The 21,255-nt window shown below is 66.3% G+C and carries 27 protein-coding genes; 16 read left to right on the forward strand and 11 right to left on the reverse strand.

All coding sequences use genetic code 11. The features are described from left to right. The first annotated feature begins 84 nt into the window (after positions 1-84). Entirely contained in the window at positions 85-780 is a 696-nt protein-coding gene (locus ASG67_RS10835; protein WP_056529701.1) for a dienelactone hydrolase family protein, read from the forward strand. A 38-nt stretch (positions 781-818) separates the two neighbouring features. On the opposite strand, the gene ASG67_RS10840 is transcribed toward ASG67_RS10835, so the two are convergent. The 4 genes from ASG67_RS10840 to hemE form a co-directional block, all read right to left on the reverse strand. After that, positions 819-1,529 (reverse strand): TerC family protein, encoded by a 711-nt coding sequence (locus tag ASG67_RS10840; RefSeq protein WP_414887570.1) that lies wholly within the window; start codon positions 1,527-1,529, stop codon positions 819-821. Between the two features lie 154 nt (positions 1,530-1,683). Continuing rightward, positions 1,684-2,940, reverse strand: coding sequence for a transcription termination factor Rho (gene rho, locus ASG67_RS10845; RefSeq protein ID WP_056529704.1), 1,257 nt, complete (start codon positions 2,938-2,940; stop codon positions 1,684-1,686). Positions 2,941-3,332: 392 nt separating this feature from the next. Continuing rightward, positions 3,333-3,791 (reverse strand): CopD family protein, encoded by a 459-nt coding sequence (locus ASG67_RS10855; protein ID WP_056529710.1) that lies wholly within the window; start codon positions 3,789-3,791, stop codon positions 3,333-3,335. Beyond that, entirely contained in the window at positions 3,788-4,861 is a 1,074-nt protein-coding gene (hemE, locus tag ASG67_RS10860; RefSeq protein ID WP_056530522.1) for a uroporphyrinogen decarboxylase, read from the reverse strand. Before hemE ends, ASG67_RS10855 begins: the two co-directional genes overlap by 4 nt. Positions 4,862-5,175: 314 nt before the next feature. On the opposite strand from hemE, the gene ASG67_RS10865 reads away from it, so the two are divergent. The 11 genes from ASG67_RS10865 (at position 5,176) to ASG67_RS10915 (ending at position 12,166) form a co-directional block, all read left to right on the forward strand. Further along, a complete protein-coding gene (locus tag ASG67_RS10865) occupies positions 5,176-6,021 on the forward strand; it encodes a pyruvate, water dikinase regulatory protein (protein ID WP_056529714.1) in 846 nt (281 codons plus the stop codon). After that, entirely contained in the window at positions 6,018-6,641 is a 624-nt protein-coding gene (locus ASG67_RS10870; protein WP_082543465.1) for a Maf family protein, read from the forward strand. The genes ASG67_RS10865 and ASG67_RS10870 overlap by 4 nt, the downstream gene beginning before the upstream one ends. Positions 6,642-6,663: 22 nt before the next feature. Beyond that, complete coding sequence (locus tag ASG67_RS10875; protein WP_056529717.1) at positions 6,664-7,500, forward strand: shikimate dehydrogenase family protein; 837 nt, start codon at positions 6,664-6,666, stop codon at positions 7,498-7,500. Further along, complete coding sequence (coaE, locus tag ASG67_RS10880; RefSeq protein ID WP_056529720.1) at positions 7,497-8,093, forward strand: dephospho-CoA kinase; 597 nt, start codon at positions 7,497-7,499, stop codon at positions 8,091-8,093. The genes ASG67_RS10875 and coaE overlap by 4 nt, the downstream gene beginning before the upstream one ends. Positions 8,094-8,109: 16 nt before the next feature. Then, entirely contained in the window at positions 8,110-8,817 is a 708-nt protein-coding gene (gene dnaQ, locus ASG67_RS10885) for a DNA polymerase III subunit epsilon (protein ID WP_056529722.1), read from the forward strand. A gap of 50 nt (positions 8,818-8,867) precedes the next feature. Beyond that, positions 8,868-9,479 carry a ribosome hibernation-promoting factor, HPF/YfiA family gene (gene hpf / locus ASG67_RS10890; protein ID WP_056529725.1) on the forward strand — a complete coding sequence of 204 codons (612 nt, stop codon included), beginning with the start codon at positions 8,868-8,870 and terminating at the stop codon, positions 9,477-9,479. 62 nt (positions 9,480-9,541) lie between these two features. Further along, the gene (locus tag ASG67_RS10895) at positions 9,542-10,009 is read left to right on the forward strand and encodes a PTS sugar transporter subunit IIA (RefSeq protein ID WP_056529727.1); all 468 of its coding nucleotides are present in this window, start codon (positions 9,542-9,544) and stop codon (positions 10,007-10,009) included. Next, positions 9,969-10,469 carry a PaaI family thioesterase gene (locus ASG67_RS10900; RefSeq protein WP_414887572.1) on the forward strand — a complete coding sequence of 167 codons (501 nt, stop codon included), beginning with the start codon at positions 9,969-9,971 and terminating at the stop codon, positions 10,467-10,469. The genes ASG67_RS10895 and ASG67_RS10900 overlap by 41 nt, the downstream gene beginning before the upstream one ends. Then, positions 10,466-10,792 carry a DUF1491 family protein gene (locus tag ASG67_RS10905; protein WP_056529730.1) on the forward strand — a complete coding sequence of 109 codons (327 nt, stop codon included), beginning with the start codon at positions 10,466-10,468 and terminating at the stop codon, positions 10,790-10,792. Before ASG67_RS10900 ends, ASG67_RS10905 begins: the two co-directional genes overlap by 4 nt. 152 nt (positions 10,793-10,944) lie before the next feature. Further along, positions 10,945-11,607 carry a cell wall hydrolase gene (locus ASG67_RS10910; protein ID WP_056529734.1) on the forward strand — a complete coding sequence of 221 codons (663 nt, stop codon included), beginning with the start codon at positions 10,945-10,947 and terminating at the stop codon, positions 11,605-11,607. Between the two features lie 64 nt (positions 11,608-11,671). Next, positions 11,672-12,166: an MmcB family DNA repair protein gene (locus ASG67_RS10915; protein ID WP_056529737.1), complete on the forward strand. Its 495-nt coding sequence runs from the start codon at positions 11,672-11,674 to the stop codon at positions 12,164-12,166. Positions 12,167-12,404: 238 nt separating this feature from the next. Here the strand turns inward: ASG67_RS10915 and ASG67_RS10920 are convergent, their stop codons facing one another. After that, positions 12,405-13,007, reverse strand: coding sequence for an ankyrin repeat domain-containing protein (locus tag ASG67_RS10920; protein WP_056529739.1), 603 nt, complete (start codon positions 13,005-13,007; stop codon positions 12,405-12,407). A gap of 67 nt (positions 13,008-13,074) precedes the next feature. Between ASG67_RS10920 and ASG67_RS10925 the strand changes: the two genes are divergently transcribed. Genes ASG67_RS10925 through ASG67_RS10935 form a run of 3 tightly spaced genes read left to right on the forward strand, consistent with a single transcriptional unit; the run spans position 13,075 to position 14,812 of the window. Further along, complete coding sequence (locus ASG67_RS10925) at positions 13,075-13,659, forward strand: SCO family protein (RefSeq protein ID WP_056529742.1); 585 nt, start codon at positions 13,075-13,077, stop codon at positions 13,657-13,659. Beyond that, a complete protein-coding gene (locus ASG67_RS10930; protein WP_056529745.1) occupies positions 13,647-14,090 on the forward strand; it encodes a YcgN family cysteine cluster protein in 444 nt (147 codons plus the stop codon). Before ASG67_RS10925 ends, ASG67_RS10930 begins: the two co-directional genes overlap by 13 nt. Positions 14,091-14,107: 17 nt before the next feature. Beyond that, entirely contained in the window at positions 14,108-14,812 is a 705-nt protein-coding gene (locus tag ASG67_RS10935; protein ID WP_056530535.1) for a M48 family metallopeptidase, read from the forward strand. Here ASG67_RS10935 and ASG67_RS10940 read toward each other — a convergent pair. From ASG67_RS10940 to ASG67_RS18910, 6 genes are all read right to left on the reverse strand, one after another. After that, the gene (locus ASG67_RS10940) at positions 14,782-16,923 is read right to left on the reverse strand and encodes a transglycosylase domain-containing protein (protein WP_082543467.1); all 2,142 of its coding nucleotides are present in this window, start codon (positions 16,921-16,923) and stop codon (positions 14,782-14,784) included. The genes ASG67_RS10935 and ASG67_RS10940 overlap by 31 nt on opposite strands. 80 nt (positions 16,924-17,003) lie before the next feature. Then, positions 17,004-17,405 carry a peptide-methionine (R)-S-oxide reductase MsrB gene (gene msrB / locus ASG67_RS10945; RefSeq protein ID WP_056529748.1) on the reverse strand — a complete coding sequence of 134 codons (402 nt, stop codon included), beginning with the start codon at positions 17,403-17,405 and terminating at the stop codon, positions 17,004-17,006. A 6-nt stretch (positions 17,406-17,411) separates the two neighbouring features. Continuing rightward, on the reverse strand, positions 17,412-18,530 hold the full coding sequence (locus ASG67_RS10950) for an NAD(P)/FAD-dependent oxidoreductase (RefSeq protein WP_056529751.1): 1,119 nt from the start codon (positions 18,528-18,530) through the stop codon (positions 17,412-17,414). Beyond that, positions 18,509-19,192 (reverse strand): methyltransferase domain-containing protein, encoded by a 684-nt coding sequence (locus ASG67_RS10955; RefSeq protein WP_056529754.1) that lies wholly within the window; start codon positions 19,190-19,192, stop codon positions 18,509-18,511. The genes ASG67_RS10950 and ASG67_RS10955 overlap by 22 nt, the downstream gene beginning before the upstream one ends. A 10-nt stretch (positions 19,193-19,202) precedes the next feature. After that, positions 19,203-20,264 (reverse strand): type III polyketide synthase, encoded by a 1,062-nt coding sequence (locus tag ASG67_RS10960; RefSeq protein ID WP_082543468.1) that lies wholly within the window; start codon positions 20,262-20,264, stop codon positions 19,203-19,205. Between the two features lie 56 nt (positions 20,265-20,320). Next, complete coding sequence (locus ASG67_RS18910; RefSeq protein WP_156460766.1) at positions 20,321-20,479, reverse strand: hypothetical protein; 159 nt, start codon at positions 20,477-20,479, stop codon at positions 20,321-20,323. A gap of 319 nt (positions 20,480-20,798) precedes the next feature. Between ASG67_RS18910 and ASG67_RS10965 the strand changes: the two genes are divergently transcribed. Next, a complete protein-coding gene (locus ASG67_RS10965; RefSeq protein ID WP_056529759.1) occupies positions 20,799-21,254 on the forward strand; it encodes a hypothetical protein in 456 nt (151 codons plus the stop codon). Position 21,255: the final 1 nt, after the last annotated feature.

Here is a 21,255-nt window from a genome sequence, read left to right on the forward strand (position 1 = left end):
TTGAGCAGGCAGGAGCGGGTCGCCATAGCGACAGAGCGAAGAGGCGGCGTCAACGCCGTCCCTCCCCCGTCACAGGAGACGAGCATGACCGGCACCATTACCATCGACACCGACCACGGTAGCTTTACCGCCTATCGCGCCGAGCCTGCCGATACCCCCCGCGCGGCCATCGTCGTGATCCAGGAGATTTTCGGCGTCAATGCCGGCATCCGGCGCAAGTGCGACACGCTGGCAGAGGCCGGCTATCTCGCCATCGCGCCTGATTTGTTCTGGCGGTTTGCGGCCGGGGTCGAGCTTGATCCCGACGTGAAACCGGAATTTGAACGAGCACTGGAGCTGATGGGGCAGCTCGATCAGGATGCAGCGATCCGGGATATCGAAACCACCATCCACACCGCTCGCGGGCTGTTGCCCGATGGCGGCAAGGTCGGCGTTGTCGGCTATTGCCTCGGCGGTCGTCTCGCCTTCATGACTGCGACCCGAACCGACGTCGACGCCAGCGTCGGCTATTATGGCGTCGGGATCGACGGTCTGCTCGGCGAAGCGAATGCGATCGCCCATCCCGTCCTGCTCCATATTCCCGAAGAAGATCACTTCGTCGACAAGGCCGCACAGCAGCGGATGCACGACGGTTTGGATGGTCATGCCAAGGTTACGCTGCATGATTACCCCGGTGAGGATCACGGTTTTGCCACCGAATTTGGCGCCCGCCGTTCGGATGCGTCCGCCGAACTGGCCGATGAGCGCACCGCCGCATTCTTCGCCAAGCATCTCGCCTGAAACCAAAAGGCCCGCCTTTTCGGGCGGGCCTTTCGTCATCAAGTGAAGAGGCTGACCAACCCCAGCGTATCGGTGGTCCCTGTCCAGCCCTCATAGATCATCTTGATAGCGACGAGCAGGATGACGGCCAGACCGAAATAGGCGATCCAACGATACCGATCGATGATCCGGGCGACGAAGTTCGCCGCCAGACCCATCAGCGCCACCGACAGCAACAGGCCGACGACGAGGATACCGGGATGCTCGCGCGCCGCGCCGGCCACTGCCAGCACGTTGTCTAGGCTCATCGACACATCCGCTACAGCGACCGCCCAGGCGGCGGCAGCGAAGCTTTTGACCGGCTTGATGCCCTGTTCGACGTTCGCTTCGTGATTACCGCCCTCGCGGATTTCGCGCCAGAATTTCCAGCTGACCCAGAGCAGCAACAGGCCACCAGCGAAGATGAGGCCCACGATGCCCATCAGCCACGTCACGATCAGCGCGAAGAAGATGCGCAGCACCAGTGCGGCGCCGATGCCGATCAGGATAACCTTCTTGCGCTGATCCGCCGGCAATCCGGCCGCCAGGGCGCCAACGACGATGGCGTTGTCGCCCGCCAGGACGAGATCGATCATCAGCACCGATCCAAACGCGGCGAGCGCCGCGGGTTCGGTGATGTTGGAAAAGTCGGCGACGATATGCTGCCAGATTTCGGCGGGCGAGCCTGGTCCGGCCGTCGCCGCGGCCGCCAGCATGGATAGGATAGTCAATGTAGGGCTCCCGGTAAGATACGGAGAGAAACGATCGCCCTGCCCCGCCAGTTTCAATCGTTTTTCATCGCGAGCCCCGCCACAGGCAAAGCCCGCGTCGTCGGATGGGCCTTGCCCGCCGGCCGGCATGAACCAGTAACAGCGCCCCGCGCGGTTACTGGTTCATGCTGTCGAAGAAATCCTCGTTGGTCTTCGAATTCTTCATCTTGTCGAGCAGGAATTCCATCGAATCGATCGTGCCCATCTGCATCAGGATGCGACGGAGCACCCACATTTTCGACAGCTTATCCTTGGCGACAAGCAGCTCTTCCTTGCGGGTGCCGCTCTTGCCGACGTCGAGGGCCGGGAAGATGCGCTTGTCGGCGACCTTGCGATCCAGGACGATCTCGGAGTTGCCGGTGCCCTTGAACTCCTCGAAGATCACCTCGTCCATGCGGCTGCCGGTGTCGATCAGCGCGGTGGCGATGATCGAGAGCGAGCCGCCTTCCTCGATGTTACGTGCCGCACCGAAGAAGCGCTTCGGACGCTGGAGCGCGTTCGCATCGACGCCGCCGGTCAGGACCTTGCCCGATGACGGCACCACGGTGTTGTAGGCACGGCCGAGACGCGTGATCGAATCCAGCAGGATCACGACGTCCTTCTTGTGCTCCACCAGCCGCTTGGCCTTTTCGATCACCATCTCGGCGACCTGGACGTGGCGCTGCGCGGGTTCGTCGAAGGTGGAGGACACGACCTCACCCTTCACGCTGCGCTGCATGTCGGTGACTTCCTCCGGCCGCTCGTCGATCAGCAGAACGATCAGAAAGACCTCGGGGTGATTCTCCGAGATCGCGCGGGCGATGTTCTGGAGCATCACCGTCTTGCCGACCCGCGGCGGGGCAACGATCAGCGTGCGCTGGCCCTTGCCCTGCGGGCTGACGATGTCGATGACGCGCGCCGACTTGTCCTTCTGCGTCGGATCTTCCGGGTCGAGCGTCAGCTTCGATTCCGGATAGAGCGGCGTCAAATTGTCGAAATTGACGCGGTGGCGAACCGCATCGGGATCATCAAAATTGACCGTCGTCAGGCGCACCAGCGCGAAATAGCGCTCGCCGTCCTTGGGCCCACGAATCTCGCCCTCGACCGTATCACCGGTGCGCAGGCCGTGTTTGCGGACCTGGTTGGGGGAGACGTAGATGTCGTCGGGGCCGGCGAGATAGTTCGCCTCCGGGCTGCGCAGGAAGCCGAAGCCGTCCTGCAGCACCTCGATCGTGCCCAGACCCATAATCTGGTCGCCGCGTTCGGCCTGTTCCTTCAGGATGGCGAACAGCAGGTCCTGCTTGCGGAGCGTGGAGGCGCCCTCGACGCCCAGCTCTTCGGCCAGTTGCACCAGTTCGGCCGGTGTCTTTTTCTTCAAGTCTTTGAGATGCATGGATAGATCCGGATGCAGATAGTCGGGAAAGATAGCCGGGTCGGCGTCGGGAACGCAGCGCAACGGGGCTGGGCAAGAAACGTGGAACGACAGGACGTCGCTCTCTACGGTCGATCAGGGCGTAAGCGGCGCTTCGACATCCGTCAAGCGAAAGCGCTGATTCAGCGGACGGGGATCGAGGGGCGGTCGATCGCGGAAAGTCTCGAAAGTCACACTCACGTACGCGCACGGGGCTTGCCGACGGGCGGGTTGGAGTTGGGAGAAATGCGGGCCATGGGGAGGAGATAGTGGCTTCCGGGCATGTAGGACATCGCCCCACTCCCCCCTTCGGTCGCCCTCACCCTTTCGCGGCTACGTTGCTCCCTCCCTCTCCCACTGGGAGAGGGAATAAATTACGGCTTCACGATCACCAGCACGACGATCAGCGTTACCGCCAGCGCCGGGATTTCGTTCAGCATCCGCAGTTGCTTGCCCTGCAAGGTCGGGCGGTTCGCGGCGAGTTTCTTCGCATAGCCCACCGCCCAGCCATGGTAACCCGACAGGAGCAACACCAGCATCAGCTTGGCGTGGAGCCAGCCCAGCCCCCCTGACCCGTCGAACAGGCCGATATTGGCCGACAGCGCCAGCCCCAGCACCCAGACGACGACCAGCGCCGGCGTCAGGATGATGCCGCGGATCTTGCCCTCGCGCTCGACCCATAGCGCGGCTTCCTCGGTCCGCCCGGCGGCCAGCGCTTCCTGATGATAGACCAGATAGCGCGGCAGCATGAACAGCCCCGCCATCCAGAAGATTACGAAGATCAGGTGCGCCGCCTTCACCCAGTCATAGGCCGCGCCCAGCCAGCCGGTCATGCCGTCCTCCTGACGCGAGCGATCAGCCGCTCGACATGCGAAATCGGGGTATCGGGCAGAATGCCGTGCCCCAGGTTGAACACGTGCGGCCGATCGGCCAGCACGCCGGTGATCCGGTCGATCGCGCGGTCCAGTTCCTCACCGCCGGCGATCAGCGCCAGCGGATCGAGATTGCCCTGCACCGGCATCCCCTCGGGCAACATCGCGTGCGCCCAAGCGGGATCGACGGTCTCGTCCAAGCCCAGCGCGTCGACCCCCGTCTCGCGAGCATAGGCGGGCAGCTTGCCTCCTGCCCCCTTGGGGAAACCGATGATCGTCAGGTCCGGCCGCCGCGCCCGCAAACCGGCGACGATCGCGGCATTGGGGGCGATGACCCAGCGTTCGAACTGGGCGGGGCTGAGCGATCCGGCCCAGCTGTCGAACAGCTGCACCGCCTCGACCCCGGCGTCCGCCTGCGCGACCAGATAATCGATCGTCATCCGGGCGATCGCATCAATGATCGCGCCAAACGCCTGCGGGTCGCGATAGGCAAAACGCCGCGTCTCGCCCTGATCCTTGGACCCCTTGCCCGCGACCATATAGGTCGCCACCGTCCAGGGACTGCCCGCAAAGCCCAGAAAGCTGGTTTCAGGGGGTAGCATGGCCGCGACCTGCCGAACGGTCTCGTAGACGGGCTCTAGACGCTCTGGAACGCGATCCAGTGCGGTCAGGGCGTGATCGACCAACGGCGGTTCCAGCCGCGGCCCCTCCCCTACGCCGAAGCTGAGATCCTGTCCCAGCGCCCAGGGCACCATCAGGATGTCCGAGAACAGGATCGCACCGTCAAATCCGAATCGCCGGATCGGCTGGATCGTCACCTCGGCCGCAGCGGCGGGATCGGTGGCGAGAGCGAGGAAGCCCCCCTTCTCCGCCCGGAGCGCGCGGTATTCGGGCAGGTAACGGCCCGCCTGCCGCATCAGCCACAGCGGCGGCACCGGGCGGCGTTCGCCCCGCAGCACCGCCAATAATGGCTTGTCCCGGGGGGCGGGGACGGAATCGCCAGGAGCGACGGCAGAGAGAGAGTCGGTCAGCGCCTTCTTCCTAACAGTAGATTCGAGAAAGATGTTGAAGTGGTAGGCACGTGGGCAACGGGGATTAGGCGGCCATCCCCGAATTGCCAACAGGTTGACGGGGCCAGCATCCCAGGAATCGGGTGATTCGATTCAACGATCCCCGTTATCCACAGCCTGTGGATAAAAATCGAGCCTGTGGACGTGCCTGTGGATAAGTTTCAGGTTGTCCACCGGTGGAGAGCGGCTTGGCGTCTCATCCGAGTTATCCTAGGTTTTATCCCGATGTTATCCACAGTCTTGTCCACAACCCCCGCCACGGGCGCCTGAGCGCCATGGCCCTCACCCGCCTCCACCTGCATCTGCTGTCGGATTCGACCGGCGAGACGCTAGAGAACATCGCCAAGGCGGCGCTTGCCCAGTTCGACGATGTCGAGACGGTCCGGCATTTCTGGCCGATGGTCCGGACCGAGGCACACCTTGAGCGCATTCTTCAGGAAATCGCCCAGAATCCGGGACTTGTGGTGTTCACGCTGGTGAATCCGGCGACGCGGCGGATTCTGGAAGCACGGTGCGTCGCGCTCGGTTTGCCGGCGGTGGCGCCGCTGGATCCGGTCAATGATGCGCTGTCGGCGATGCTGGGGCAGCAGGCCAAGGCGCGGCCAGGGCGCCAGCATGTGCTCGACGCTGCCTATTTCGCGCGGGTCGATGCGATCCAGTGGACGATCGCGCACGACGACGGCATCGCGCATGAGGAATGGGAGGAGGCGGATATCCTGCTCGCCGGGGTCAGCCGATCGTCGAAAACGCCGACGTCGATCTACCTAGCCAATCGCGGGTTCAAGACCGCCAATATTCCGATCGTGGTCGAAAGCCCGCCGCCCAAATCATTGTATAGCCTGAAAAATCCGCTGGTCGTCGGCCTGACGACCAGCGCCGACCGGCTGATCGCGGTGCGACGCAACCGGCTGTTGTCGCTCAACCAGCAACCCGACACCCCCTATGTCGAGGAAGATGCCGTCGCCCGCGAGATCGCCTTTGCCCGGCGGATGTTCGCGGATAATGGCTGGCCGGTGATCGACGTCACCCGGCGATCGATCGAGGAAACCGCGGCCGCCGTCGTCTCGCTGGTCAACCAACGAAGCGCGGATCGCCAGAATCGAACCGAGATGGACGAATGATCCCCGAAGCGATCGAGACCGCCGACCGCAAGATACTGGTGCTCGCCTCGCAGAGTGCGTCGCGCCGGGCGATGCTGGATGCGGCGGGCGTGCCATACGAGGCGCTGCCGGCGCGGGTGGACGAGGACGCGGCCAAGGCATCGTTGGCGCACCTGTCGGCTCGCGATCTGGCCGATGCGCTGGCCGAGCTGAAGGCGGTGAAGATATCGCGACAGGTGCCGGGCGCACTGGTGCTGGGATCGGATTCGCTGATCGCGCTGGCCGATGGCAACCGACTCGACAAGCCGGAGAGCCGCGAGGAGGCGGCCGAGCATCTGGCGCGGATGAGCGGGGGCGTGCACGATCTGTGGAGTGCCGCCGTCGTCGCCGAACAGGGCAATGCGGTGTGGCGCCATGTCGATCGCGCGAAGCTGCACGTTCGAGCGCTGTCGGCGGCGTTCATCGACGCGTATCTGGATCTTGAATGGCCGGCGATCGCTGGCTGTGTCGGCTGTTTCCGGATCGAGGGCAGGGGGGTGCAGTTGTTCGGGCGGATCGAGGGCAGCCAGTTCACCGTACTGGGCCTGCCGCTGTTGCCCGTGCTCGATTATTGCCGCATCCGGGGGGTGATCGCCGGCTGAATCAGGTCAGAGAAGGGTGCGCATGACTGTTGAGACGTTCCAGGGCGCGACCCGCCCCTATGCGGAGGTGATCGGCGATCCGATCGCACATTCGAAATCGCCGGTCATCCACAGCTTCTGGCTCGCCGCACTCGGCATCGATGCCGAATATCGCGCCACGCACGTCACGTCCGACGACCTCGCCGCCTTCTTTGCGCAGCGGGCGGCGGACCCGCACTGGCGCGGATGCAACATCACCGTGCCGCACAAGGTGGAGGCGATGGCGCATGTCGGCGACCCCGGCAACGTCCGCGGCTCGATCGGCGCGATCAACACCGTGTTCCGGCTGGAGGATCGGACGCTCGCTGGCACCAACACCGATGCCGCCGGCTTCTGGGCGCCGATCGCCGACATGGAGCTGGCCGACCGGCCGGTGACGGTGATCGGGGCAGGGGGCGCGGCGCGGGCGATCCTGTGGGCGCTGTCGCGGGTCGGCGTCGGGCTGGTGACGGTGCTGAACCGCAATCCGTTGAAGGCGGCAGCCTTGCTGTCGTCGTTCGGGCTGAAGGGGCAGGCGCTGCCGCTCGGTCCCGCCGCCCCGGCCGCCGCCCTGCTGGTCAACGCCACCAGCCTGGGGATGGTCGGGCAGCCGCCGCTGACGCTCGACCTGTCGGCGTTGCCGAAGGATGCGGTGGTGTACGACATCGTCTATGCACCGCTGGAGACGCCGTTGCTCGCGGCCGCGCGGGCGCGGGACCTGGACATTGTCGACGGGCTGGAGATGCTGATCGGCCAGGCGGCGGTCGCCTTTGCGATCCTGTTCGGCCAGGACCCGCCGCGCGACCGTGATGCGGAGCTGCGCGCGCTGCTGACCGCATGATCGTGCTCGGCCTGACCGGGTCGATCGGCATGGGCAAATCGACCGTCGCAGCGATGTTCGCCGACGAGGGCGTGCCGGTGTTCGACGCCGATGCCGTGGTGCATGGCTTGCAGGGTCCGGGCGGGCGGCTGGTGCCGCAAATCGAGGCGGCGTTCCCGGGCACGACGGGGGCGAAAGAGGGGGGCGCGGCCGTCGACCGGGTGGCGTTGGGGCAATCGGTGCTGGGCGATGCGGCGGCGCTGTCGCGGCTGGAGGCGATCGTGCATCCGGCGGTGGGCGAGGAGCGGGCGGCGTTCCTGACGGCGCAGGCCGGTGCGGCGATCGTGCTGCTCGACGTGCCGTTGCTGTTCGAGACGGGGGGCGAGCGATATTGCGACAAGGTGGCGGTGGTCTCTGCCGCCCCCACTGTGCAGCAGGCGCGGGTGCTGGCGCGCGCCGGTATGACGGCGGCGCGGCTGGCGGCGATTCTCGCCCGCCAGATGCCCGATGCCGACAAGCGCGCGCGCGCCGATTTCGTCATCGCGACCGACATATCGCTGGACGAGACGAGCACGGCGGTGCGGCGGGTCATCGCTTGCCTGACCGCGCGATAAGGCCGATACGATAGCGATGCGCGAGATCGTGTTCGATACCGAGACCACCGGCTTCAAATTTTCCGAAGGCGACCGGCTGGTCGAGATCGGCTGTGTCGAGATGGTCAACCGGGTCGAGACCGGTCGCACCTTTCACGCCTATTACAATCCTGAACGATCGATGCCGGTCGAGGCGTTCAACGTCCACGGCCTGTCGGATGCGTTCCTGCGCGACAAGCCGGTGTTCGCCGCGGGGGTGGCCGACTTTCTCGACTTCATCGGCGATGCGCCACTGGTCGCGCACAACGCCAGTTTCGATTTCGGCTTCATCAACGGCGAACTGAACGCGTGCGGCTTTCCGCCGGTCTGTCACCGGACGCGGATGATCGACACGCTGCAGATCGCCCGCAGCCGCCATCCGGGCGCCAAGCACACGCTCGACGCGCTGTGTTCGCGCTTCGGTGTCGATCGGTCGCACCGTGTGCTGCACGGCGCGCTGCTCGATGCGCAGTTGCTGGCGCAGGTTTATGTCGAACTGATGGGCGGTCGGCAGATCGGGTTGGGCCTGGCCGACGATCTGCCCGTCGCAGCAGAGGGGCCGGTCGTCGCGGTCACGCCCCGCACGCTGCGCCCATCACGTATTTTCGCCATTCCCGAGGGAGAACTTGCGGCCCATGCCGCGTTCATGAACGGGATCCCCAATTCGTTATGGGGACCATCACGGGGGGCCGCGGCGTCCGGATGACGCCGAATTCGGGTGGAGCCAACAGGACCGCCCGATCAATGGAGAGTAAGATGGATATCCGGATTTCAGGTCATCAGGTCGATACGGGCGAAGCGCTCAAGACCCATGTCCAAGACCGACTCCAGGGTATCGCCGACAAGTATTTCAGCCGTGCCATCTCTGCCGAAGTCACGTTCGGACGCGGGCCGCACGATGTCGGTTTCACCTGCGACATCGTGGCGCACGTGATGAAAGGGCTGGTGCTGAAGGGCCGGCACGAGGCGCAGGAGGCGCATCCCGCCTTTGACGGTGCGGCCGAGAAGATCGAAAAGCAGCTACGTCGCTACATGCGTCGCCTGAAGGATCGACACACCGCGCAGGCGATCGAGGTCGCCGAGGCCGGCGCCTATGACAATGCAGGCTATACCCTGTTCGCCGAATCGACCGCCGACGAGGTGGAGAACGATGCACCGCTCATCATCGCCGAAACGCGGGTCGACGTGCCGGACGCCAGCGTCGGCGACGCGGTGATGATGCTCGATCTGCGCAACACCGCGGCCCTGCTGTTCCGTAACTCGGGCACGGGTGCGTACAACATGGTCTATCGCCGCGGCGACGGGACGATCGGCTGGGTCGAACCGCAGCGGATGGGCGAAGCGCAAGGCAGCGCCACCGCCGCCTGACTTGCCACCCCCGTACGAGCCGCTATGCGCCCGTGCGGGGGCGGTTTGCTTGAGACAGCGTAATGAATGATTTCAGCGACCTGTTGCGCGCCGATGCCGTGTCGACAGGGCTAACCGTGGCGTCCAAAAAGGCCCTGTTCCAGCAGCTTGGTACGATGGGTTCGGCGCTGGTCGATATCGACGCGCGGGTGATCGCGGAGCGGCTGGGCGAGCGGGAGCGGCTGGGATCGACGGGTTTCGGCGGCGGCGTCGCCATTCCCCACGCCAAATTTCCCGAGCTTGCGGCACCGATCGGTCTGTTCGTGCGGCTGGGGCAGCCGCTGGAATTCCAGGCGGTGGACGATCTGCCGGTCGATCTGGTCTTTGCGTTGCTGTCGCCGGTGGCGGCGGGGTCCGAGCATCTGAAGGCGCTGGCCCGCGTATCGCGACGGATGCGCGACCGGGCGTTTCTCGCCAAGCTGCGCGGGGCAGGATCGAAGGATGCGCTATATGCGCTTTTCATCGCCAGCGACGCCCGACATGCCGCCTGAACAAATGGGCGAGCAGGGTGGCGAGGCGGCGCATTTCCGTGCGCTGGAGAACCTGTACGCCCAGGCGCCGATCAATCGGTTCTTCGATTCGTCGCTGGAAATCATCGAAAGCGGTGTCGCGCGCATCCGCTTCACACTTGACGAACGGCATTTTCATGCAGGCGGCGCGGCGCATGGGACGAGCTATTTCAAGATGCTCGACGATGCGGCGTTCTATGCCTGTAACAGTCTGGTCAGTGACCGGTTTCTGCTAACGACGGCGTTCAACCTGCTGCTGACCAAACCCCTGCTCGCCGGGCCGGTGGTGGCGGAGGGGCGCTGGATCAGCGGTCGCCGGCGCGTGTTCGTCGGCGAGGCGCGGTTGATCGATGCGGAGGGGGAAGAGGTCGCCCGCGGCACCGGCACCTTCATGCGATCGCGGATCGCGCTGGCGGGTCTGCCGGGCTATATCTCGGCATGAGCGACAGGCTGCCGAGTGGCTTGCTGGTGTCGGCGATGCTGCGGCGAGCCAATGACTCAGGGGGCTTTGGCGCGGTGCTCGCCAAGGGGGATGCGCAGGCCGGCGGTATCCTTGCCGTGGTGGTCGAACCGGGCGGTCCGGAGCGGCTGGTTGAGCGGGGTATCGGGGCGGATGGAAACCTCGCCCTGATCGAGTCTACACCCGCCGACGACCTCGTCGGATATTGGCGCCGACGACGATCGCGCGACCCGGATCTGTGGGTGATTGAACTAAACGTCGCGGGGGCAGAACGACTCGTCGCCGAAACGATCCTCTGGATTTGACTCGTTAACCCGAAACGGCGAGCGCGGTTCCATCGAAATTAGCGTTGTGCTTGCCGGGGTGCGATCCGGGCCGGTGACGCAGTCGGGGGGACGCCCGGACGATCGATTATGTCGATCGTGTCCGTGGTCCAACCGCATGTACGTTTGAATGAATGTCGTTTGCTTCTCGGGTCGCCAGCTTCGCGGCCATGTCTTTCTCGCTCGTCGCGCTGATTGGAACCAGCACGCCGGGTTGGGCAAACGGCCTGGACCGTAGCCTGATTGCGACTCCGACTCTCGCCACCTTAAACACGCTGGCCCCCCATGTGGTTCCCGATCAGATCGCCCCCGGCGCGACGGTAGAGCCCGAAGTTCCCGTCCCCGATGTCGATCAGCCCGTCGTTTCCGACGATGACGACAATTCCTACGACAGCCTAGCCGAAGCGGTCGCCGATCAGGACACCGTGGCATCCAACGATGCGATGCGCTGCCTGGCCGGCGCGATCTATTTCGAGTCCAAGGGTGAGCCGCTGTCCGGCCAGCTCGCCGTGGCGCAGGTGATCATCAACCGCGCCAAGTCGGGTCGTTTCCCCACCGACGTCTGCGCCGTCGTCAAGCAGCGCGGGCAGTTCAGCTTCGTTCGGGGCGGCCAGATCCCGTCGATCGACGAAGCTCGCCGCACCTGGCAGACCGCCGTTGCGGTGGCCCGTGTCGCCCTGAGCGATGCATGGGACAGCGTCGCCAGCGAGGCCCTGTACTTCAACGCGCATGGCCGTTCGCCGGGTGCGCGGATGCAGCGCGTTGCCGCGATCGGTGGCCACACCTTCTATCGTTGAAGTGGATCGGTGACGGGTCGGGAACGGCCTTGATCCGTTCGTGAAACGTTCTTATGCCGGGACCATGCTCGACATGGCCCCGGCTTCGTGTGTTGATGGCGATCCCCAGATGTGCGCGGCCGATGTCGCGCGCGGGGTCATCCGCCTGCTCCTTCGCCACGACCTGACCGCGATGACCGAGGTGCCGCTGGATGGCGGCCGCCGCGCCGACCTGATGGCGATCGATGCGCGTGGGCGGATCGTGGTCGTCGAGATCAAGGTGTCGCGCGCCGACCTTCTCGGTGATGGCAAGTGGCCCGATTATCTCGACCATTGCGACCGCTATTTCTGGGCGGTGCCGGCGGGGTTCGACCTGCAACCATTGATGGGCGCCGCCTTCCTGCCCGAACGGACGGGGATCATCGTCGCCGACCGGTACGACGCGGCGATCGTGCGCGAGGCGCATACGACGCCGCTGCCGGCGCACGTCCGCAAGCGGTGCACGCTGGCCTTTGCCCGGCGCGCGGCGCGGCGGCTGACCGCGCTGGTCGATCCCGAAGGCGTCGGGCTGGCGGGATAGCGCGCTGGAAAGTTAGGCTAAGGTTAGGCCTAAACCGTTCCTAATTTTGCGGTATCGTTTTGAGAAAGAACGTTATTGTCATTCTGTACAGCGATCGGGGGCTGTAGGACAGGGTGGACCTGTGCAGTGGCCGCCACGCTCGCAATGACAGTTGGGTCTTTGCCGTATCCATTCACCCTTGGCCTCACCCTTCCCCGGCTTTGCCGTTCCTTCCCTCTCGCGATGGGAGAGGGAAGCCCTAGAGCCGGGGGCCGGAGACAGCGGCGCGGGTGCGCTTCGGGGTTTCGTCGAACAGCTTGGCGATCGCTGTGTTGCGGGTGTCCTGCGCGGCGTACTCGCGCGCGGACAGGCCGGCCATCACGTCGGCCTGATCGGGATCGGCCTTGGCCGCCAGCAACAGGCGGACCATGTCGATGCTGCGGCCCTGCACCGCCAGGATCAGCGGTGTGACGCCGGACTGGTTGCCGAGGTTCGGATTCGCCTTGGCCGCGGCCAGGATCGGGATCATGTCGCGCTGGCCGCCCTGGACGGCCAGGATCAGCGGCGTGTTCCCGTTCTTGTCGCGGATGTTGGCGTCGGCGCCCTTTTGCAACAAATACCGCAGATAGGTCTCGTCGCCGCGCTTCACGACGATATGCAGCGCGCCTTCCCCGGAATTGATGTCGCGGGCGTTGACGATGCTGCTGCCCGGCTTGTCGAGCATGGCGATCACGTCATTGCCCTTGGCGTCCTTGATCGCCTGGAGAAACTTGTAGCTTTCGGACTGCTGCTGTGCGGCGACCGGCGTCGCGATGGCCAGAAAAAGAGCGGGGGCGGCCCATTTCAGGAGCTTGGCATTCATGGCGTGATCCTTGGCTTGTCGGGTCCTGCTTGCGCGGGCGTGGCGAAGAGATCAAGGGTCGGAACCCATGAACAGATGCTGGATATCGTTGCCGCTGGCGCTCGTCGCCTGTCATCCCGCGACGCCCGCCGACGATGCCGCCGCGCCGCTGGCGGGGGCGAGAATCGGCGGCCCGTTCGCACTGGTGGACCAGAACGGCAAGCCGACGACCGACCGCAGCTTCGCGGGCCAGTACCGGGTCATGTATTTCGGCTACACCTTTTGCCCCGACGTCTGCCCGACCGATGTGCAGACGATCGCGCAGGCGATGAAACTGCTGGAGAAGCGAGATCCGGCGCTGGCGGCGCGGGTGGTGCCGATCTTCGTCACGGTCGATCCGGCGCGCGATACGCCGGCGGTGCTGAAGCAGTTCGTGAGCGCGTTCCATCCCCGGCTGGTCGGGCTGACCGGCGATCAGGCGGCGATCGATGCGATCAAGAAGGCGTACGGCGTCTATTCGGCCAAGGGCGACGCGTCGGCCGGTGGCGGATACCTCGTCAATCACAGCCGGCAGGCCTATCTGATGGACCCGGCCAACCGTCCGCTGGCGCTGTTGCCGCAGGAACAGGGTGCCGAGGCGGTTGCCGCCGAGATCGGGAAATGGGCCAGATGAAGACACGCTATTGGGAAGACACGCCCATCGAACGGCTGGACCGCGGCCAGTGGGAGTCGTTGTGCGACGGCTGCGGCAAATGCTGCATCCACAAGCTGGAGGACGAGGAGACGGGTGAGGTGCTGCCGACCAACGTCGCCTGTCGCCTGCTCGACCGACGATCGGGCTTCTGTTCGGATTACAAGCATCGCCGCGCCTATGTGCCGGAATGCGTGCGGCTGACCGCCGGCAATGTCCGCGATATCGAATGGCTGCCGTCGACCTGCGCATACCGGCTGCGCGCGGCGGGCGAGCAGTTGCCCGAATGGCATTATCTGGTGTGCGGCGACCGTGAGGCGGTGCACGCCGCCAAGCAGTCGGTGCGCGGCTGGACGGTCAGCGAGGACGATGTCGGCGATCTGGAGGACCATATCGTCGAGCGCATCCTGTGAAGGCAGGGGCGGCGGCCGTGGGGGCTGCTGGGGGGGCGGAGACGGTCGACGGGTTCGAGATCGTCCGCCATCCAAGCGCGCGCCGCCTGACGCTGTCGCTCGATCCCGCCAGCGGGCGGGCGCGGCTGGTGCTGCCGCGGCGGGCGGCGTTGAAGCCTGCGATTTTGTGGGCGAAGGGCAAGGCGGACTGGCTGGCCGAGCAGCGCGCGCGCCTGCCCCAGGCGCGGCCGTTCGTCGTCGGTGCGACGATCGCGGTGGCGGACGAGATGTTGACGATCGTGCGGGACGAGGGCCGTCGGCGCAGCGTGCTGCGCGATGGCGACCGGTTGCTGCTGGCCGGGCCGGAGGAGACGATCGGCCGGCGGGTGGAAGCGTGGCTGCGCGCGCGGGCGCTCGACCTGCTGAGCGTGGAGACGGCCGAGTTCGCCGCCAAGGCGGGGGTGGCCGTAACGCAGGTGGCGATCGGCGATCCCAGGCGGCGCTGGGGCAGTTGCGCCTATTCAGGGGCGATCCGGTATAGCTGGCGGCTGTTGCTGGCGCCCGGTTGGGTCCGCCGTGCCACTGTCGCGCATGAAGTGGCGCACCGGGTGCATATGAACCACGGTCCCGATTTCCACGCGCTGGTCGCGGATCTGCTGGGCGAGGACCCGACGCCGGCGCGCGCATGGCTGCGCACGCACGGCGCCGCGCTTCACTGGGTCGGGCGGTCGTCCGAGGGCTGACGCGGCACCGGCTGCACCATCGGTTGCGTGGATCGTGGCGGTTGCTGGCGGACAGGCGGCGCGGGCTGGCGCCGGTCATCGGGCGCGGTGACGCTGTCGATCAGGTCGTCCAGCTGCTGTTGCGGCGTCCGTTCCGGCGGGGCGGGGCGGTCGCCATCCGGCTGGGTGGCGGGATCGGCGGGTGCCGGAGCCACTGGTTGTTCGATCGGGTTGCCGTTCTCATCCACCAGCGGCGCACCGCCGGCACCACCGCCATTGTCGGGCGTGCCGAAATAGCTCTCCTCGTCCGGCTCGAGCTGCCATTCGGGCAAGGTGACCTGTGTGTCGAACTGTTCGATCGGGCGTGACGCGGTGGCGGGCTTCATGAAGGCGGCAAATGCGCGCGCCGGGGCGGTGCCGCCGTGCAGGCCGCTGATCGGGCGGGCATCGTCGCGACCCATCCAGACGCCGGTGGTGAGGCCGCTGGAGAAGCCCAGGAACCAGCCATCCTTGGATGACGAGGTAGTGCCCGTCTTGCCCGCGACCGGGCGGCCGATCTGGGCCTGACGGCCGGTGCCGGTGTTGACCGCGGTCTGAAGCAGGTCGGTCATTTCGGCAGCGACATAGGGCGCGACCAGCACCCGGCTGCGATCAACCTCGTGCGTGTAGATCGTCTCGCCGTTCGCGGTGACGCGGACGATGCCATAGGGGACGACGGCGACGCCCTTGGCCGCGACGCTGGCAAAGGCGCGGGTCATGTCGATCAGGCGGACGTCGGACGTGCCCAGCACCATCGACGGATGCGTGTTGACCGGCGTCGAGATGCCGAAGCGGCGGGCCATGTCGGCGATGGTCGTGAAGCCGACTTCCTGCCCCAGCTTGGCCGCCACGGTGTTCAGCGAATAGGCAAAGGCGGTGCGCAGCGTCACGTTGCCGGAATTGCGCCGCGAATCGTTGCGCGGGCTCCAGCCGTCGATCGTGACGGGTTCGTCGACCACGACATCCTCGGGCTTATGACCAGCCTCAAGCGCGGCGAGATAGACGAACAGCTTGAAAGAGGAGCCGGGCTGGCGGACCGCTTGCGTCGCGCGGTTGTAGATCGAGGTGACGTAATCCTTGCCGCCGACCATCGCCCGCACCGCGCCGTCGCGGTCGAGCGAGACCAGCGCGCCCTGCGCACCGGCGGGGGCGTTGGCGCGGATCGCATCGTCGGCCTGACGCTGCATGACGGGATCGATCGTCGTCCACACCTCCAGCGGCGCCTGCGTCTCGTCGATCAGCGTGTCGAGTTGCGGCAGCGCCCAGTCGGTGAAGTAGCGGGCGCTGTTCTGCGGCGGCGACGGGGCGAGTTTCAGCCCCTCAGGGTCGGCGGCGGCGGCTCCACCTTGCGTGATGTAGCCGTTGCGCACCATCTGCTGGATGACGACGCCGGCGCGGCCGACCGCGGCATCCGCGTCGGCGGTGGGCGAATAGTTGGACGGCGCCTTGACCAGGCCGGCGATCACCGCCGCCTCAGCCAGGCTGAGGTCGCCGGCGCCGTGGCCGAAAAATTTACGCGCGGCGGCATCAATGCCGTATGCGCCGCCGCCATAATAGACCTTGTTCAGGTACAGCTCGAGGATCTGGTCCTTCGAGAATTTGCGTTCCAGCGCGAGCGCCAGAATCCATTCGCGGAACTTTCGCCCAAACTTTTTCTGATTGTTCAGGAAGACGTTGCGCGCCAGCTGCTGCGTGATCGTCGAGCCGCCCTGAATCCAGCGGCCGCGTTCGTAGCGGATCATCGCCGATCGGGCGATGCCGATCGGGTCGACGCCCAGATGACTGCGGAACCGGCGATCCTCGACCGCGATGGTCGCGTCGCGCATCACCACGGGGATCGCGCGATAGGACAGCCATTCGCCGTAACTCGGCCCGAGCGACACGATGACCGACCCGTCCGAGGCGTGGACGCGGATCATCTGGCCGTTGGGGGACGACTTCAGCTCCTCGAAGCTCGGCAACTGCGCGCGCGCGACATACACCGCGACGGCGAGGGCGCCGAGGCCGAGCAGGCCGAGCGCGATGAGGATCTTCAGGGTGATGCCGAACCGGCGACGCCAGGGCGAGCGGGGGGCGGAACGCTTACGGGCCATGTGCGGTCCGCGAGATACGCGTTAACCCTCGCCCCCACAAGCGTTCGATGACGGGAACGCCGGCGGGGGCGGGGATGCGGTCAGGCCTTGGCGCGGGGACGGAATTCGAGCGCGAGCGAGTTCATGCAATAGCGCTGGCCCGTGGGGGGAGGGCCGTCCGGGAAGACATGACCGAGATGGCTGTCGCATCGCGCGCAGCGGGTTTCGGTGCGGACCATGCCGTGGCTGCGATCGGTGTGATCGACGACGGCGTCGGGTGCGATCGGCTGGGTAAAGCTGGGCCAGCCGGAACCGCTGTCGTATTTGTCGGCGCTGTCGAACAGGTCGTTGGCGCAGGCGCCGCAGCGATAGATGCCGTCTGCCTTGTTGTCGTTCAGCGCACCGGCGAAGGCGCGTTCGGTGCCGGCTTCACGCAGGACATGATATTGTTCGGGGGTCAGCCGCTTGCGCCATTCGGCTTCCGACAGGGTCAGGGTTTCCATGCGTCATCATGTGGTTGGGATGACGCCGGTCTTCAAGCCGGCCGTATCCAGGCGGGTGGCATGGGCGACCAGGCGGATCAGCGCGGGGTGACTGGCGCGAACCATCCACGGCGCGGCGCGGCTTTCCGCCAGGGTCCGCACCCAGTCGGCGACGCCGATCGGGCGGGCGAGGGTGCGGGCGAAACGGGTCTGCCACAGGGCGGACGCCGCCGGGCCGCCGCCGGCATAGGCGCGCGCGGCGGCGATGCCGCTCGCCAGAGCGATGCCCATGCCCTCACCCGCCAGCGAGGGGATGACGCCGGCCTGATCTCCCAGCCGGAACAGGCCGGCGACGCCGTCGCGCTGCCGCCAGCCATAGGGGACGTTGGCGATGGCATCGATCGGCTCGCCCGGCGCCATATATGCCAGACGGTCGGCGAGGGCCGGTGAACGGTCAGCCAGCGCGGTCAGCAGCGCGGCGGGGCTGCCGGCCTCGGTCAGGCGCGAGCGGTGGACGGCGAGGCAGAGGTTGGCGCTGCCATCCTCTTGCCGGGCGAGGCCGGCATAGCCGCGGTCGAACAGGTGAAGCTCGATCGCGTCACCGACCAACGCATCGAGTGCGGGATGCGGGGCGAGGCGGACGCGCAGGCCGAGCGTCGGATCGGCGCCGCGCGCCTCCTCTGGCCGGGCGAGGCCGCGCAGGTCGTGCTTGCCGGTGGCGAGGAACAGCGCGTCGGTGATCAGCGTGCCGCCATCGGCGAGGCGGATCGTATCGTCCTCGATCGCGCGCACCGCCACGCCGCGCTCGACATCGGCAACGGTGACGGCGCGGGCCATCAGCAGCGTGTCGAGCCGGTGGCGGGAGACGGTGACCGCGGGGCGGGGCAGGGGCGCCTCTGCCATGGCGCTACCCGCGAACAGGCGGGTGCGGGTGATGCGGGCGGGGTTCAGGTCGTCCGCCGCGATGCCCAGGGCCGCCAGTGTGTCGAGGCTGCGCCAGCTGAGGAAACCCCCGCACAGCGCGTTGCCGGTCTCCCGCGTTCGTTCGAGGAGCAGCGGGCGATCGCCCCCCATCTGGGCCAGCGCGATGGCGGCGGCGGTGCCGGCGGGGCCGCCGCCCAGGATCAGCGCAGGCGTTCGACGCATAGCCGGAACGGAAAGGCGCGGAACACGCGCGCGTCATCGACACCGGCCTCGGCCAGCAGGGGCGGCCATTCCGCCGGGCGGAACGAGCGGGCGACCGACAGCGTGCCGTCGTGCCGCACGATCGGATGCCAGCGCGCGATCCGGGCAAGGAGGGGGAAGCCGGCATGGGCGAAACGGTGGCGGTGGAGGTCGTTGACGAACCAGTACCGCGCATTGCCCTCCATCCAGCGGAGGAACGTGACCAGTTCGGCATGGGTCATGTGATGTGCGACGAGGCTGCTGATGACCGCGTCCCAGCCGCCGCCCATATGAGCATAATCGCCGGTGACATAGGTGATGGCGGAGCCGGCGGGCGTATGCTGGCGCGCGGCGCGCTCGCTGCGCGCGTTCAGATCGACACCGACCAGGTCGACGGCGATGCCCCGCCGCGTCGCCCAGCGCTCGATCCGGCGCAGCATGTCGCCATCGCCGAAACCGACGTCGAGGATACGGAGCGTGCGATGGCCGGCGGCGGCGCGGGCGAGGAAGGCCAGCGTCGGGCGCGGTGCCAGCGTGACGGTGTTGACGCGAGCGAGGTCGGCAACGACGGCGGCATAATCGTCGGGATCGAGATCGTCGGCGTCCATCAGCTCGGGGCCGGGCGCGCGGGTTATCAGGTTCATGCCGGCAACTTCATGGGGCGCTTCGGAAGCCGAAGCCCTCGGCGGCGAGACCGGGGCCGAAAGCGAGCGCGACGCCGTGATGGATGCGGGGGCCGGCCAGCAGTCGTTCCAGCGTGAACATCAGCGTTGCCGACGACATGTTGCCGTTATCCGCCAGCACCCCGCGGGCGGCATCCAGTGCATCGTCGGGCAGGGACAGCGCGCCCGCCACGGCATCGAGGATCGAGCGCCCGCCGGCATGGACCGCCCAGCCGTCGATCCCGGCGGGACCGCGCCCGGCGGTGACGATGTCGCGGAAATCGGCGTCGGCGAGTCCTTCGGCGATGCGGCGGGGGACCTCGCCCGACAGGTGCATCGCGAAGCCGCGATCGGTGATCGCCCAGCGGATCAGGTCGTGACTGTCGGGCAGCGTCGCGGCAAAAGGCTGATCGAGGGTGAAGCCCACCGGGTCGGCGGTCACCAGCGCCGCCGCCGCGCCATCGCCGAATTGCAACTGGGCGAGCAGGATTTCGGGCACGTCGCTGTCCTGCAGATGCAGCGTTGACAGCTCGCAGGTGATGACCAGCACGCGCGCGGTCGGTTCGGATCGGACGATATGACGGGCGCTGCGCAGCGCCGCGACGGCGGCATAACAGCCCATGAAACCGATCAGCAGCCGCTCGACCGAAGGTGCCAACCCCAATCGGCGCGCGACGATCTGGTCCAGTCCGGGAGCGACGAAGCCCGTGCAACTGGCGACCACCAAATGGGTGATGCCATCGATCGCTAGGCGTGCCGCCAGCGCCTGGACTGCCAGCAGCGACAGTGCCGGGGCGGCGTCTGCATAGATCGCCATCCGGTCGGCGGTGCCGGGCATCGTATCGGCATAGAATCCGCCCGCGGCGACGGGCGATGCACCGGTGGCGGTGGGCGGCAGCACGGACCAGCGATGGTCGATCCCGGCCCGCCGCGCCATGCGCGCGAACAACCGAGCGGACGCCGGGGCCAGACGCGCCTGCGCCCAGTCGATAAAGGCATGGTGGACGTCATGAGTCGGCGTGGCGACGCCGATAGCATTCAAATGGGCGGGCACGACGTTCCTTCGGAGCAAGTCGCCTCAACGCGCGGTCGCGCCCCATGGACCGGAAGTCAATCGTCTTCGAGGACCCGCTCTTCAGTATCGAGTTGAAAACGCACCTGGATCATCGACATGCCATGATTCACGTACGCCGCGATCACATGCTCGTCGGCATCGTCGAGGAGGCAGCAGGCTTCATGTAGCAATCGATATACTCGCTCAGCATCCATGAATCACCTCCTGCAATCTTCGTCATATTTCCAGAGCTTTATAGCAAGGCCGATCAGCGACCAATGTGGCACCCTGTTATTTTTAAACCGCACTTTGGTTGTGAAGATCAGATCGGGTGAAAAAACACAGTTGATAAAAAAGAAACCATCTTGGTTCTACATCAACTGTAAAGGTATACATTAATTCAGGTTGTTACTTGTTGCGATCGTATTGCATATGATGAGAGCAGGCGGATGAACGAGGGGTTTGCTCTCGCCAATGCCGGTGTTGCCGTCGCTGCCAGGGGGGCGTGGCGTTGGGAGCTGAATTGGAGGGATCGTGAACGAGGAAGTCGTCGTTTCGCTGATCAAGGATCTCACCGCCAAGCTGTCGGCGGTGGCGGAGGAGTTCAGCGGCCGGGTGGACCGGGCGGAGACAAACGAGCCGTCTGCGCCAGCGCCGGCCGCGCCCGACAACTTGTCACATGTCAAACGACTGATCGCCGAACGACGATCCCGGCGCCGCTTCCTGCCGGCCGAGCTGTTTCATGAACCCGCCTGGGACATGCTGCTCGCCCTGTACGTCGCGAACGAGGAATCGCAGACGATGAACGTGAAGGGTCTGGTCGCCTGTGCCGACGCGCCCGTCACCACGTCGCAGCGGTGGATCGAACATCTGGCGAAATTGCGGCTGGTGACGCGCGTAGTCGATACCGTGGATCGCCGCCGGGTCGAGGTGTCGCTCAGCCAGACCGGGATCGAAGCGATCGAGGCGTATCTGGCCGCGCATCGCTGAA

Source organism: Sphingomonas sp. Leaf339 (assembly GCF_001426195.1).
GTDB lineage: Bacteria > Pseudomonadota > Alphaproteobacteria > Sphingomonadales > Sphingomonadaceae > Sphingomonas.

Excerpts from the sequence above, each read along its gene's own strand:
- hpf (WP_056529725.1), top strand. The coding sequence starts at position 8,868 with ATGGATATCCGGATTTCAGGTCATCAGGTCGATACGGGCGAAGCGCTC.
- msrB (WP_056529748.1), bottom strand. The coding sequence starts at position 17,405 with ATGGAAACCCTGACCCTGTCGGAAGCCGAATGGCGCAAGCGGCTGACC.
- dnaQ (WP_056529722.1), top strand. The coding sequence starts at position 8,110 with ATGCGCGAGATCGTGTTCGATACCGAGACCACCGGCTTCAAATTTTCC.
- ASG67_RS10955 (WP_056529754.1), bottom strand. The coding sequence starts at position 19,192 with ATGAACCTGATAACCCGCGCGCCCGGCCCCGAGCTGATGGACGCCGAC.
- ASG67_RS10870 (WP_082543465.1), top strand. The coding sequence starts at position 6,018 with ATGATCCCCGAAGCGATCGAGACCGCCGACCGCAAGATACTGGTGCTC.
- ASG67_RS10940 (WP_082543467.1), bottom strand. The coding sequence starts at position 16,923 with ATGGCCCGTAAGCGTTCCGCCCCCCGCTCGCCCTGGCGTCGCCGGTTC.
- ASG67_RS18910 (WP_156460766.1), bottom strand. The coding sequence starts at position 20,479 with ATGGATGCTGAGCGAGTATATCGATTGCTACATGAAGCCTGCTGCCTC.
- ASG67_RS10950 (WP_056529751.1), bottom strand. The coding sequence starts at position 18,530 with ATGCGTCGAACGCCTGCGCTGATCCTGGGCGGCGGCCCCGCCGGCACC.
- ASG67_RS10905 (WP_056529730.1), top strand. The coding sequence starts at position 10,466 with ATGAGCGACAGGCTGCCGAGTGGCTTGCTGGTGTCGGCGATGCTGCGG.
- ASG67_RS10910 (WP_056529734.1), top strand. The coding sequence starts at position 10,945 with ATGTCGTTTGCTTCTCGGGTCGCCAGCTTCGCGGCCATGTCTTTCTCG.
- ASG67_RS10835 (WP_056529701.1), top strand. The coding sequence starts at position 85 with ATGACCGGCACCATTACCATCGACACCGACCACGGTAGCTTTACCGCC.
- ASG67_RS10925 (WP_056529742.1), top strand. The coding sequence starts at position 13,075 with ATGAACAGATGCTGGATATCGTTGCCGCTGGCGCTCGTCGCCTGTCAT.
- ASG67_RS10900 (WP_414887572.1), top strand. The coding sequence starts at position 9,969 with ATGCGCTTTTCATCGCCAGCGACGCCCGACATGCCGCCTGAACAAATG.
- ASG67_RS10865 (WP_056529714.1), top strand. The coding sequence starts at position 5,176 with ATGGCCCTCACCCGCCTCCACCTGCATCTGCTGTCGGATTCGACCGGC.
- ASG67_RS10930 (WP_056529745.1), top strand. The coding sequence starts at position 13,647 with ATGGGCCAGATGAAGACACGCTATTGGGAAGACACGCCCATCGAACGG.
- coaE (WP_056529720.1), top strand. The coding sequence starts at position 7,497 with ATGATCGTGCTCGGCCTGACCGGGTCGATCGGCATGGGCAAATCGACC.
- ASG67_RS10915 (WP_056529737.1), top strand. The coding sequence starts at position 11,672 with ATGCTCGACATGGCCCCGGCTTCGTGTGTTGATGGCGATCCCCAGATG.
- rho (WP_056529704.1), bottom strand. The coding sequence starts at position 2,940 with ATGCATCTCAAAGACTTGAAGAAAAAGACACCGGCCGAACTGGTGCAA.
- ASG67_RS10920 (WP_056529739.1), bottom strand. The coding sequence starts at position 13,007 with ATGAATGCCAAGCTCCTGAAATGGGCCGCCCCCGCTCTTTTTCTGGCC.
- ASG67_RS10875 (WP_056529717.1), top strand. The coding sequence starts at position 6,664 with ATGACTGTTGAGACGTTCCAGGGCGCGACCCGCCCCTATGCGGAGGTG.
- ASG67_RS10895 (WP_056529727.1), top strand. The coding sequence starts at position 9,542 with ATGAATGATTTCAGCGACCTGTTGCGCGCCGATGCCGTGTCGACAGGG.
- ASG67_RS10855 (WP_056529710.1), bottom strand. The coding sequence starts at position 3,791 with ATGACCGGCTGGCTGGGCGCGGCCTATGACTGGGTGAAGGCGGCGCAC.